This is a genomic window from Actinokineospora sp. HUAS TT18 (genome assembly GCF_051364635.1).
GTDB lineage: Bacteria > Actinomycetota > Actinomycetes > Mycobacteriales > Pseudonocardiaceae > Actinokineospora.
Genome location: NZ_CP195645.1, coordinates 6,121,677 through 6,135,148, shown reverse-complemented (window position 1 = coordinate 6,135,148; position 13,472 = coordinate 6,121,677). Strand labels below are relative to the sequence as shown.

Annotated in this window: 6 protein-coding genes and 3 rRNA genes; 2 read left to right on the top strand and 7 right to left on the bottom strand. The window is 65.4% G+C overall.

The window, feature by feature from the left end:
- The first annotated feature begins 10 nt into the window (after positions 1-10).
- Both glnA and ACSHT8_RS28515 read left to right on the top strand, forming a co-directional pair.
- Positions 11-1,435 (top strand): type I glutamate--ammonia ligase, encoded by a 1,425-nt coding sequence (gene glnA, locus ACSHT8_RS28520; RefSeq protein WP_436494143.1) that lies wholly within the window; start codon positions 11-13, stop codon positions 1,433-1,435.
- 380 nt (positions 1,436-1,815) lie between these two features.
- On the top strand, positions 1,816-2,772 hold the full coding sequence (locus ACSHT8_RS28515) for a DUF1611 domain-containing protein (protein WP_436494141.1): 957 nt from the start codon (positions 1,816-1,818) through the stop codon (positions 2,770-2,772).
- Between the two features lie 30 nt (positions 2,773-2,802).
- On the opposite strand, the gene ACSHT8_RS28510 is transcribed toward ACSHT8_RS28515, so the two are convergent.
- The 7 genes from ACSHT8_RS28510 to ACSHT8_RS28480 form a co-directional block, all read right to left on the bottom strand.
- Positions 2,803-3,219 (bottom strand): acyl-CoA thioesterase, encoded by a 417-nt coding sequence (locus tag ACSHT8_RS28510; RefSeq protein WP_436494139.1) that lies wholly within the window; start codon positions 3,217-3,219, stop codon positions 2,803-2,805.
- Positions 3,220-3,273: 54 nt separating this feature from the next.
- Positions 3,274-6,276: a bifunctional [glutamine synthetase] adenylyltransferase/[glutamine synthetase]-adenylyl-L-tyrosine phosphorylase gene (locus tag ACSHT8_RS28505; RefSeq protein WP_436494137.1), complete on the bottom strand. Its 3,003-nt coding sequence runs from the start codon at positions 6,274-6,276 to the stop codon at positions 3,274-3,276.
- Position 6,277: 1 nt separating this feature from the next.
- Positions 6,278-7,024 carry a type 1 glutamine amidotransferase gene (locus tag ACSHT8_RS28500; protein ID WP_436494135.1) on the bottom strand — a complete coding sequence of 249 codons (747 nt, stop codon included), beginning with the start codon at positions 7,022-7,024 and terminating at the stop codon, positions 6,278-6,280.
- The gene (locus ACSHT8_RS28495) at positions 7,021-7,872 is read right to left on the bottom strand and encodes a GNAT family N-acetyltransferase (RefSeq protein ID WP_436494133.1); all 852 of its coding nucleotides are present in this window, start codon (positions 7,870-7,872) and stop codon (positions 7,021-7,023) included. Before ACSHT8_RS28495 ends, ACSHT8_RS28500 begins: the two co-directional genes overlap by 4 nt.
- Before the next feature lie 106 nt (positions 7,873-7,978).
- Positions 7,979-8,095: ribosomal RNA gene (rrf, locus tag ACSHT8_RS28490) — 5S ribosomal RNA — on the bottom strand.
- Between the two features lie 105 nt (positions 8,096-8,200).
- Positions 8,201-11,301 (bottom strand): 23S ribosomal RNA (locus tag ACSHT8_RS28485).
- A gap of 368 nt (positions 11,302-11,669) precedes the next feature.
- Positions 11,670-13,187 (bottom strand): 16S ribosomal RNA (locus tag ACSHT8_RS28480).
- Together the 16S, 23S and 5S rRNA genes form the textbook arrangement of a ribosomal RNA operon.
- Between the last annotated feature and the right edge of the window lie 285 nt (positions 13,188-13,472).

The following is a 13,472-nucleotide window of genomic DNA, read 5'->3' as shown; positions in this document are numbered from 1 at the left end:
GTCAACGAGCGTGTTCAACTCTCCCGACGAGGTCCTGCGCTTCATCGCAGATGAAGACGTGAAGTTCGTCGATGTCCGGTTCTGCGATCTGCCGGGCGTCATGCAGCACTTCACCGTCCCGGCCGCGGCGTTCGACGAGGACGCCTTCACCGAGGGGCTGGCCTTCGACGGCTCGTCCGTGCGCGGCTTCCAGTCGATCCACGAGTCGGACATGCTCCTGCTGCCCGACCCGTACACCGCGCGCCTCGACCCGTTCCGCACCGAGAAGACGCTGATCATCAACTTCTTCGTGCACGACCCGTTCACCAAGGAGGCGTACTCCCGCGACCCGCGCAACATCGCGCGCAAGGCGGAGCAGTACATCGCCGAGTCGGGCATCGCCGACACCTGCTTCTTCGGTCCCGAGGCCGAGTTCTACATCTTCGACTCGATCCGCTTCGACTACACCGAGAACGGCTCGTTCCACGAGATCGACTCGGTCGAGGGCTGGTGGAACACCGGCGCCGAAGAGGGCGGCAACAACAAGGGCTACAAGACCCGCTTCAAGGGCGGCTACTTCCCGGTGCCCCCGGTCGACCACTTCGCCGACCTGCGCGACCAGATGGTCCTCAACATGCAGGCGTCCGGCTTCACCGTGGAGCGCGCGCACCACGAGGTCGGCACCGGCGGCCAGACCGAGATCAACTACCGGTTCAACACGCTGCTGCACGCGGCGGACGACCTGCAGCTGTTCAAGTACCTGATCAAGAACACCGCGTGGGCCGCGGACAAGTCGGCCACCTTCATGCCGAAGCCCCTCTTCGGTGACAACGGCTCGGGCATGCACTGCCACCAGTCGCTGTGGAAGGACGGCGAGCCGCTGTTCCACGACGAGTCCGGCTACGCGGGCCTGTCCGACACCGCCCGCCACTACATCGGCGGCCTGCTCGCGCACGCCCCGTCGCTGCTGGCCTTCACCAACCCGACGGTGAACTCCTACCACCGCCTGGTCCCGGGCTACGAGGCGCCGGTCAGCCTGGTCTACTCGCAGCGCAACCGCTCGGCGTGTGTCCGCATCCCGATCACGGGCAACAACGCCAAGGCCAAGCGCGTCGAGTTCCGCTGCCCCGACTCCTCCGGCAACCCCTACCTGGCGTTCGCGGCCATGGTGATGGCGGGCCTGGACGGCGTGAAGAACAAGATCGAGCCCCCGGCCCCGATCGACAAGGACCTCTACGAGCTTCCCCCCGAGGAGGCCAAGCAGGTCCAGCAGGTCCCGGCCTCGCTCGACCAGGTGCTCGACGCCCTCGAGGCCGACCACGACTACCTGCTCGAAGGCGGCGTGTTCACCCCGGATGTGATCGAGACCTGGATCGCGTTCAAGCGCGAGCACGAGATCGACCCGCTGCGCCTGCGCCCGCACCCCTACGAGTTCGGCATGTACTACGACGTGTGATCCACCCTTGAGCACGGGGCGGTGGTCGCGGGGAATCCCCGGCCGCCGCCCCGTTTTCTGTGTACGTACACCACCCGTTCGGGTGGAAGATTCTCGTTGAGCTGGGATGTCGTCCCGGTCACAGGAGTGTTTCCCCAATCGAGATGTAGTGCGGGATTCCCTTGCGCTCGGCCTAGGCCTTACGCTGCCGCGCAATAACGTCCGTTCGGCTCTCGAGCGGGCGCACTCCACGCTATCGACGAGGAATCGCCATGTTCGCTCCCCTTGATCCCGCCCGTGTCGACCGCCTGAAGGCGGCCTACTCGGTGCGAAATCTCGATCGCGACGCGCCGCTGACCCTCGTCCATCACAGCGATCACCAGCCGAATCATGGTGATCTCGTGATTGCCGAGGTCACCAAGCTGGGTTACCACCAGGTGCTTGAACTGACCGACGGCCGCAAGGCGCGGCTCTACGTGGGCGACGAGATCCTCGTGGCCTACGGCGCCCGCTACGCGCCCGATCACTTCGAGGCCGAACTGCCCGACGACCTGGGTGCGTGTGACCTGGTCGCCGCGGGTGGCGTGCTGGGCAAGGTCCGCAGCCGGAACGCCGCGGTCAGCGCGCCGACGAAGGTCCGCCCGCTCGGCCTCGTCGCCGACGCCGCGGGCCGGGTGCTCAATGTGTCCGATCTGGGTCTCGGCGCGCCGCCGCTGACCGCGCTGCGCAAGCCGCCGACTTTCATCGTCGTCGGCACTTCGATGAATTCCGGCAAAACGACGACGGTCGCCTCATTGGTGCACGGTTTGTCGCGTTCCGGCTTGCGCGTCGGCGCCGCCAAGGTCACCGGCACCGCCGCGGGCGGCGACCCGTGGCTGTTCCGCGACTCCGGTGCCGTCGCCGCCCTGGACTTCACCGACGCGGGCATGGCCACCACGTTCCGCATCCCGATGGAGCGGCTCGTGGCCAGCTCGCTGCTGCTCCACGGCCACCTGATGGCCCGCGGCGTCGACGCGATCGTGCTCGAGATCGCCGACGGCCTGCTGCAGCCGGAGACCGCGCAGCTGCTCGACCGCCCGGAGATGCGCCGCATCACCGACGGCGTGCTGTTCGCCGCCGCCGACTCGTCCGGCGCGCTCTACGGCGTGCAGCGCCTGCGCGCGGCCAACCACCCGGTGCTCGCGGTCAGCGGCCTGCTGACCGTGTCGCCGCTGGCGGTCCGCGAAGCCCAGGCCGGGCTCGACGTGCCGGTCTACGGCCCCGACGACCTGCAGTCCCCCGCGCTGGCCGGCGAGCTGCTGCGGCGCGCGGCGACCGAGATCGTGGTGGAACACGAGGTCGGCGAAGTCATGGCGTAGCCGGGTTGGGGGCGCTCCGGCGCCCCCAACTCACCCGCCGAGCACGGCCGCGTCGAACCCGAACGACTCCAGCGCCGCCCTCGGATCGGCGACGAGCTTGCGCGCCTTCAGGTCCATCACGCCCACCACGCAGGTGATCTCGGCGGACACCGTGCCGTCGAGCTTGGTGATCAGCGAGTCGACGTTGAACGTCTTGCCGGTGCCGAACTTGACCACGCACCCCACGTCGACCTGCTCCCCCGCCCGCACCTCCCGGCGGAAGTGGATGGTCGACGACAGCAGCACCGGCGCCGTCCCCGCCGCGATGAGCGCGTCCCACCGCGCCCCGGCCGCGGCGAACGCCTCGACCCGGGCGACCTCGCCGTACTGGTGGTACACGGCGTGGTTGAGGTGCCCGAGGGTGTCGAGTTCATACGAGCGCACGGGGATGCGAATGCTCCAGGCCATGCCCCGACTGTAAGACGCGCCCCCGACGATTCCGGCCAGGTCGTGACCAGCGCCTCAGTCGTCGTAGAACAGGTGCTCGACGACGGCGCGGGCGCGGCGGGTGGTGCGGCGGTAGGCGTCGACGAAGGCGCCGGTGTCGGTGTCGGGGCTGTGGCCGAGCGCCATCGCGACGGCCGTCAGCTCGCGGCCCATGGTGGGCACCTGGTCGGTCTGCTTGCCGCGGACCAGCGTCACCGCGTTGCGCACGCGGGTGGCCAGCAGCCACGCCTCGCGCAGGGCGGCGGCGTCGGCCGTGGTGACCAGGCCCGCCGACTCCGCGGCCGTCAGGCCGTCCATTGTGGAGGCGGTGCGCAGCTCGGGGTGTTCGTGGGCGTGGCGGAGCTGGATGAGCTGCAGGGTCCACTCGACGTCGGCGAGGCCGCCGCGGCCGAGTTTGGTGTGCGTGGTCGGGTCGGCGCCGCGCGGGAGGCGTTCGGTGTCGACACGGGCCTTGATGCGGCGGATCTCGCGGACCTGGGTGGCGTCCAAGCCGCCGTCGGGGTAGCGGATGGGGTCGATCATCTCGATGAACCGGGCGCCAAGGTCCTCGTCCCCGGCCACCGGCCGCGCCCGCAGCAACGCCTGGGCCTCCCAGACCTCACTCCACTGCGCGTAGTACGCGCGGTAGGACTCCAGGGTGCGCACGATCGGGCCCTGCCTGCCCTCCGGCCGCAGGTCGACGTCGACCTGCAGCGGCGGGTCCTGGCTGGGTGAGCCCAGCAGCTTGCGCACACTCTGCGCGACCCGGCTGGCGTACTTCAGCGCGTCCGAGTCGGAGACTCCCGGCGCGGGCTCGCACACGAACATGACGTCGGCGTCGGAGCCGTAGCCGAGTTCCGCGCCGCCGAGGCGGCCCATGCCGATGACCGCCACGGTGGCCTGGCGTCCGCCCGCGGCGGCGGACTCGGCGCGGTCGACGGCGGCCAGGGTCGCCTGGAGCACCGCGCTCCACACGCTCGACAGCGCCTCGCACACCGCGAGGACGTCCATGAAGCCCAGCAGGTCGGCACACGCGACGCGCAGCACCTCGTGCCGACGCAGCGACCGGGCGGCGGCGACCGCGTTGCCCAGGTAGCTGTGCCGGTTGACCGCGTTGCGCAGCGACGTCGCCACCTCGGTCGGGTCGCGGTCGCTGAGCGCCTTCGGGTCGGCCAGCAGCCGCAGCACCTCGGGCGCGCGCACGATCAGGTCCGGGACCAGCTTCGACGTGCCCAGCAGCCGGGCCAGCCGCTCGGCGACCGCGCCCTCGTCGCGCAGCACCCGCAGGTACCACGGGGTGGCGGCCAGCGCCTCGGACACCTTGCGGTAGGCCAGCAGCCCGCCGTCGGGGTCGGCGGTCGCGCCGAGCAGGTCGAGCAGCACCGGCAGCAGCGCGGTCTGGATCGCCGCGCGCCGCGACACACCCGCGGTCAGCGCCCGGATGTGCTGCAGCGCGCCTTCCGGCGAGGTGTAGCCGAGCGCGGCTAGCCGGGCCTGCGCTTGCTTCTCGTTGAGCCGCAAGGCATCCGTCGGAACGCGGGACACCGCTTCGAGCAGCGGGCGGTAGAACAGCTTCTCGTGCAACCGCCGGATCTTGTTGCCCTGCGCGCGGAACTCGGCGACCAGCACCTTCGCGGCCGACCGCCCGCGGTCCGGCGCGATCCCGGCCGCCCGCGCGAGCCAGCGCAGTTCGGCGGTGTCGGTGTCGGCGGGGAACAGGTGCGTTCGACGCAACCGCTGCAGCTGGAGCCGGTGCTCCAGAGTCCGCAGAAACCTATACGAGTCACCGAGTTCCATCGCGTCGGCCCGGCCGACGTAGCCGCCGGCGCCGAGCGCCGCCAGAGCCTCCACAGTGGACCCGAGCCGGATCCTCTCATCCGTGCGGCCGTGCACGAGTTGCAGCAGTTGCACCGCGAACTCGACGTCACGCAGGCCGCCGCGGCCGAGTTTGAGTTCCCGCTCGGCGAGCTGCGACGGCACGTGGTCCTCAACCCGGCGGCGCATGGCCTGCACGTCGGCGACGAAGTTGTCGCGGTCGGCGGCGGTCCACACCATCGGGCGGACCACGTCGAGGTAGGCGCGGCCCAGGTCGGCGTCCCCGGCGATCGGCCTTGCCTTGAGCAGCGCCTGGAACTCCCAGGTGCGCGCCCAACGCTTGTAGTAGGACTCGTGGCCGTCGAGGGTGCGCACCAGCGCCCCGGCTTTGCCCTCGGGCCGCAGCGCCGCGTCGACCTCGAAACACGCCTCGGTGGCGACCCGCATCATCGCGCTCGCCACCCGCGTCGCCAGGCCCGTGTCTTCCTCACCGACGAACACGACGTCGACGTCGCTGACGTAGTTCAGCTCGTGGCCGCCGCACTTGCCCATCGCGATCACCGCGAGCCGGGCCGTCGACTGGGCCTCGGCCCCGCCGTGCTGCGCCCACCCCACGGCCAGCGCCGCGCGCAGCGCCGCCTCGGCCAAGTCGCTGAGCTTGCCCGCGACCTCCTCGAACGACGGCTCGGGCAGACCGGGCTCGACCAAGTGCCCGAGGTCTTCGGCCGCGAGCTCCAGGACCAGCCCGCGGTAGGCGAACTTGAGCGCCCGCACGGCTTCCGCGCCCTTGAGTGCCGCGACCGGCCCCTGCGGTTCGTCGGAGTCGTCGGCCTGGACCGCGGCGAGCAGCGTCGTGGTGTAGCCGTCGGCGGAACAGCAGTCGGCCCGCAGCCGTGCCCACTCCCCCGGCCGCACGGCCAGGAAGTCCGCGAGCGCGGTCGACGAGCCCAGGACGGCCAGGAGCCTGCCCCGCAGCCGTCGGTCGTCGACCAGCGCGGTCCGCAGTTCGTCCCAGCCGCGTGGGTCGTGCGTCCGCATCCGGTCGAGGCCGCGCAGCGCGAGGTCCGGGTCGGGGCTGCGCGACAGCCCCGTGAGGATGACCTCGTACTCGGCGACCGGACCGGCGTCGGTCCACAGTCCGGCCGCGCGCAGGTCTTCCTCCGCCCGGCTCTCGGTCAGGCCGAAGCGGGCGGCCGACGAGATCGACCGGGCGGGATCGGCCATGTCAGATCATCGGGAGCTGCGGTCGGGCGGGCTCGACCGGCGCGAGCTCGCCGCGCACCAGCCGGACGAACCGCTCGGTGAACGGCCGCCACACCTCTTCGACGTCGGCGTGCAGCTCGTCGAGCCGCTCCCTGGTCAGGTCGCCGGGGCGGGCGTGCTCGGCGCCCTCGGTGTCGGACTCGGCCCAGGCGAGCACGGTGTCGGTCGTGGTCTCGATGTGGAATTGCAGGCCGTAGCCGGTGCGCCCGACCCGGAACGCCTGGTTCGGGTACCGCGTGGACGACGCCAGCAGGTCGGCGCCGACGGGCAGGCGGACGACCGCGTCGTGGTGGAACTGGACGACGTCGGGCATGAGGGGGAGGTCGGCGAACAGCGGGTCGGTCCACCCGACGTCCCGCTTGGCGATGAGCCCCGGCCCGACCTCCGGGCCAGCGGCGCCGACCTCGACCTGGCCGCCGAGCGCGACCGCGAGCAGCTGCGCGCCGAGGCAGATGGCCAGGACGGGCACGCCCTTGGTCACGCTGGACGCCAGGAGCTGGCGCACGTCTGCCAGCCACGGGTGCTCGATGACGTCGTTGGCGCCCATGCCGCCGCCCAGGCACACCACCGCGTCGAACCCGTCGAGGCCGTCGAGCGGCTCGCGGTACGGGTGGGCGATGTGCAGGTCGGCCCCGGCGTCGGCGAGCCATTCGGCGAGCCGGGCGGGGGGGTCCATCTCGGCGAGCTGCAGGACGAGGATGCGCGTCACGGTTCGAGAGTATTCCGTTCGGCGAACAGGTAATCCACGGCATCCGTCACGACGCGGAACCCGATGCCTTGGTAGACCGCGTTGGACACCGGATTGTCAAGGTCGGCGAACAGCACCACATGCTCGGCACCCTTGTCCCTGGCGTGCTGGGCGACATACGCGCTGACGGCCTTGCCGTATCCGCGACCGCGCGCCGCGGGCGGGGTATAGACCGGGCCGATGCGGGACATCCCAGCGATCACGGGGGACGCGAGCGCCATCGCGACGGGTTCGTCGCCGTCGAACCAGAGACCGATCGCCCGGTCGAAGTCGAGTGCCCGTTGGATGCTCTCCGCACCGTTTCCGGGAACGGCGAAGTGGTCGAGTTCCGCGGCGAACTCCTCCCACCACCGCGCGGCGACCGGTAGATCGGCCGCGGTGCCGAGCCGGAAGTGGCCGGGGACGTCCGGGACTGTCAGGGCGCCGAGTTCGTAGAGGCGGGTGAGCGTGGTGGTGGCGATGGACTGCCCGGACTTCGCGAGCCACGCCTCGGTGAAGGGCTCAGCGATGTCCCGTGGGCCAGTCACCCCGGGAATGTGGTCAAGGACATCAATGACCTGACTGTGGGTCGAGCGGGGCAGGCCAGCAACGATCAGCGGCCTAGGCGGGGTCTGGACTGCCGCCCCCACAACGGTTTCGCCGTCGTGCACGGTGAGCAGCAGCGGCGGCTCATCGCCGTCGGCCGGGCCGAGGTCGAGCCGTTGACGCAGGAGGGTGATGGCGACCGTGTTGCCGACCGGGTCGCGTTCGAGCCAGTCGCCCGCGGTGCGCCAGAAGTCGGCTGGGTCCTCGTATGTCGTGACGGCCATGGCTCATGGTCGCCCGGGCAGGCCGGGCACGCGACCGAATTAACCGCAAAACGCGAAATGCCCCCTGTCGATTCCGAAGAATCGAGAGGGGGCATTCGCAACTTTAGTCCGGCGGCGTCCTACTCTCCCACACCCTCACGAGTGCAGTACCATCGGCGCTGGCAGGCTTAGCTTCCGGGTTCGGGATGGGACCGGGCGTTTCCCTGCCGCTATGACCGCCGTAACACTATGAAACAGTAACCAGCAACCCCACGCTCAACCCCAAAAGATGGGGGTGTGTGGGGGTGGTTGGTGTCTCAGACACCGCACAGTGGATGCGTAGCATGTTTGTAGCAAGCCCTCGGCCTATTAGTACCGGTCAACTCCACCCATTACTGGGCTTCCATTTCCGGCCTATCAACCCAGTGGTCTGCTGGGGGCCTTAACCCCTCAAAGGGGGTGGGAGACCTCATCTTGGAACGAGCTTCCCGCTTAGATGCCTTCAGCGGTTATCCCTTCCGAACGTAGCCAACCAGCCGTGCCCCTGGCGGGACAACTGGCACACCAGAGGTTCGTCCGTCCCGGTCCTCTCGTACTAGGGACAGCCTTCCTCAAGTCTCCTGCGCGCGCGGCGGATAGGGACCGAACTGTCTCACGACGTTCTAAACCCAGCTCGCGTACCGCTTTAATGGGCGAACAGCCCAACCCTTGGGACCTACTCCAGCCCCAGGATGCGACGAGCCGACATCGAGGTGCCAAACCATGCCGTCGATATGGACTCTTGGGCAAGATCAGCCTGTTATCCCCGGGGTACCTTTTATCCGTTGAGCGACGCCGCTTCCACCAGCCAGCGCCGGATCACTAGTCCCGACTTTCGTCCCTGCTCGACATGTCTGTCTCACAGTCAAGCTCCCTTGTGCACTTGCACTCGACACCTGATTGCCAACCAGGCTGAGGGAACCTTTGGGCGCCTCCGTTACCCTTTGGGAGGCAACCGCCCCAGTTAAACTACCCACCAGGCACTGTCCCTGAACCGGATCACGGTCCGAAGTTAGACACTCAGTACGATCAGAGTGGTATTTCAAGATTGACTCCACCCACACTGGCGTGCGAGCTTCACAGTCTCCCACCTATCCTACACAAACCGAACCAAGCACCAATACCAAGCTATAGTAAAGGTCCCGGGGTCTTTCCGTCCTGCCGCGCGTAACGAGCATCTTTACTCGTAGTGCAATTTCGCCGGGCCTATGGTTGAGACAGTCGAGAAGTCGTTACGCCATTCGTGCAGGTCGGAACTTACCCGACAAGGAATTTCGCTACCTTAGGATGGTTATAGTTACCACCGCCGTTTACTGGCGCTTAAATTCTCAGCTTCGCGCCGAAGCGCTAACCGGTCCTCTTAACGTTCCAGCACCGGGCAGGCGTCAGTCCGTATACATCGTCTTGCGACTTCGCACGGACCTGTGTTTTTAGTAAACAGTCGCTTCTCGCTGGTCTCTGCGGCCACCTGACCCTAGCCCGCGAAGGGCTTCAAGTCCTGTGGCCCCCCTTCTCCCGAAGTTACGGGGGCATTTTGCCGAGTTCCTTAACCATAGTTCACCCGATCGCCTTGGTATTCTCTACCTGACCACCTGTGTCGGTTTGGGGTACGGGCCGCGTGGAAACTCACTAGAGGCTTTTCTCGGCAGCATGGGATCACTCTACTTCGCCTCATTCGGCTATGCATCACGTCTCAGCCTTCATGGTTGACGGATTTGCCTATCAACCGGCCTACACGCTTACACCACACACCAACTGGTGGCGGAGCTACCCTCCTGCGTCACCCCATCGTTTGGCTACTACCAGCTCAGATCCCGCGCATCCCCCACTCAGTCCGAAGACCTCATGGCTTCTGGGCGGTTAGTATCACTGGCCTCACCAGGGACGCGTCCACACGGGTACGGGAATATCAACCCGTTGTCCATCGACTACGCCTGTCGGCCTCGCCTTAGGTCCCGACTTACCCTGGGCGGATTAGCCTGGCCCAGGAACCCTTGGTCATCCGGCGGAAGAGTTTCTCACTCTTCTTTCGCTACTCATGCCTGCATTCTCACTCGCGCAGCCTCCACGACTGGATCACTCCGCCGCTTCGATGGCTGCACGACGCTCCCCTACCCATCCACACCACTGCCCACCCGAAGGCGGGGATGTATTGTGTGAATGACACAGCTTCGGCGGTGCGCTTAAGCCCCGCTACATTGTCGGCGCAGGACCACTTGACCAGTGAGCTATTACGCACTCTTTCAAGGGTGGCTGCTTCTAAGCCAACCTCCTGGTTGTCTGGGCGACCCCACATCCTTTCCCACTTAGCGCACACTTAGGGGCCTTAGCTGGTGTTCTGGGCTGTTTCCCTCTCGACTACGAACCTTATCGCCCGCAGTCTCACTGCCGCACTCTCACACACCGGTATTCGGAGTTTGGTTGATTTCGGTAAGCTTGTGGGCCCCCTAGACCATCCAGTGCTCTACCCCCGGCGTGAAACATGCGACGCTGCACCTAAATGCATTTCGGGGAGAACCAGCTATCACGGAGTTTGATTGGCCTTTCACCCCTACCCACAGCTCATCCCCCAGGTTTTCAACCCTGGTGGGTTCGGGCCTCCACGACGTCTTACCGTCGCTTCACCCTGGCCATGGGTAGATCACTCCGCTTCGGGTCTAGACCACGCGACTCAAGCGCCCTATTCAGACTCGCTTTCGCTACGGCTACCCCACACGGGTTAACCTCGCCACGCAGCACTAACTCGCAGGCTCATTCTTCAAAAGGCACGCCATCACCCCGAAAGGCTCTGACGGCTTGTAGGCACACGGTTTCAGGTACTCTTTCACTCCCCTCCCGGGGTACTTTTCATCTTTCCCTCACGGTACTAGTCCGCTATCGGTCATCAGGAAGTATTTAGGCTTAGCGGGTGGTCCCGCCAGATTCACAGCAAATTCCACGAGCTCGCTGCTACTTGGGAACACCATCGGGAGACACTGAGTTTTCGCGTACGGGACTCTCACCCACTACGGTCACGCTTTCCAGACATGTTCCGCTAACAACAGTGTTTTCTAACTCCCCGACCATCCGGCAGAATGATCTGATAGGTCCCACGACCCCGCATACGCAACCCCTGCCGGGTATCACACGTACACGGTTTAGCCTCATCCGCTTTCGCTCGCCACTACTCACGGAATCACGGTTGTTTTCTCTTCCTACGGGTACTGAGATGTTTCACTTCCCCGCGTTCCCTCCACACACCCTATAGATTCAGGTGCGGGTGACACCACATGACTGATGCCGGGTTTCCCCATTCGGACATCCTCGGATCTCAGCTCGGTTGACAGCTCCCCGAGGCTTATCGCAGCCTCCTACGTCCTTCATCGGCTCCTGATGCCTAGACATCCACCGTATGCCCTTAAAATCTTGCTACAAAGATGCTCGCATCCACTGTGCAGTTCTCAAACACCAACCAGAGACACACCACGATCCCTGTGCCCACCAACCGACCCAATGGCCGACGGTATGAGCACCGCGGTGGTCCTGAACCGAGCAACACCCCAACGGGTGTTGTCTCAGGACCCAACAGTGTGCCGACACACATCCACTCCACAACCCCATCGACTGACGTTCCACGCGAAGATCCGAAGACCTTGCAGTACTAGCCGCATCGACGGCGCCGCGAGTCTCAGCTCGTCCAGTAGTTCCACAGCATATGAGCAACCACCCACCGGGCATTCGCCGGCGGCCTGGCCCTCCCACACCAACCCCGAGGGGCTGGCGGGTCAGATGCTCCTTAGAAAGGAGGTGATCCAGCCGCACCTTCCGGTACGGCTACCTTGTTACGACTTCGTCCCAATCGCCAGTCCCACCTTCGACCACTCCCTCCCTTGCGGGTTGGGCCATGGGCTTCGGGTGTTACCGACTTTCGTGACGTGACGGGCGGTGTGTACAAGGCCCGGGAACGTATTCACCGCAGCGTTGCTGATCTGCGATTACTAGCGACTCCGACTTCACGGGGTCGAGTTGCAGACCCCGATCCGAACTGAGACCGGCTTTAAGGGATTCGCTCCACCTCACGGTCTCGCAGCCCTCTGTACCGGCCATTGTAGCATGTGTGAAGCCCTAGACATAAGGGGCATGATGACTTGACGTCATCCCCACCTTCCTCCGAGTTGACCCCGGCAGTCTCCTATGAGTCCCCGCCATTACGCGCTGGCAACATAGAACGAGGGTTGCGCTCGTTGCGGGACTTAACCCAACATCTCACGACACGAGCTGACGACAGCCATGCACCACCTGTGAACCAGCCACAAGGGGGCCTACATCTCTGCAGGTTTCCAGTCCATGTCAAGCCTAGGTAAGGTTCTTCGCGTTGCATCGAATTAATCCACATGCTCCGCCGCTTGTGCGGGCCCCCGTCAATTCCTTTGAGTTTTAGCCTTGCGGCCGTACTCCCCAGGCGGGGTGCTTAATGCGTTAGCTACGGCACGGAGAACGTGGAATGTTCCCCACACCTAGCACCCACCGTTTACGGCGTGGACTACCAGGGTATCTAATCCTGTTCGCTCCCCACGCTTTCGCTCCTCAGCGTCAGTATCGGCCCAGAGACCCGCCTTCGCCACCGGTGTTCCTCCTGATATCTGCGCATTTCACCGCTACACCAGGAATTCCAGTCTCCCCTACCGAACTCAAGTCTGCCCGTATCGATCGCAGGCCCAGGGTTAAGCCCCAGGTTTTCACGACCGACGCAACAAACCGCCTACGAGCTCTTTACGCCCAATAATTCCGGACAACGCTCGCACCCTACGTATTACCGCGGCTGCTGGCACGTAGTTAGCCGGTGCTTCTTCTGCAGGTACCGTCACTTGCGCTTCGTCCCTGCTGAAAGAGGTTTACAACCCGAAGGCCGTCATCCCTCACGCGGCGTCGCTGCATCAGGCTTTCGCCCATTGTGCAATATTCCCCACTGCTGCCTCCCGTAGGAGTCTGGGCCGTGTCTCAGTCCCAGTGTGGCCGGTCGCCCTCTCAGGCCGGCTACCCGTCGTCGCCTTGGTAGGCCACTACCCCACCAACAAGCTGATAGGCCGCGGGTTCATCCTGCACCGCCGGAACTTTCCACCACAACACATGCGTGAAGTGGTCATATCCGGTATTAGACCCAGTTTCCCGGGCTTATCCCAGAGTGCAGGGCAGATTACCCACGTGTTACTCACCCGTTCGCCGCTCGTGTACCCCGAAGGGCCTTACCGCTCGACTTGCATGTGTTAAGCACGCCGCCAGCGTTCGTCCTGAGCCAGGATCAAACTCTCCAATAATGTTTCAGAGTGTTCTCTGCCTGACAAAAAGACACCAAAACTGGCATCAATTCATCTCAAAGGAACCCACAAAGGGGTTCAATCATTTAAGCTCTACTGGCTTAAATCGGCACACTGTTGAGTTCTCAAACAACACACGCACATCCGAGTTAACCGCCTGATTGAGGCGACAGCGTCAGAGGCTGGTATTGCCTTACAAGTTTGTTGTGCTTGATCGGACCCGTGCGGGATCAGATGATCCTTGCTGGGATTCCGGTTCAGGCAACGCCGCAGAACTTTACCCGG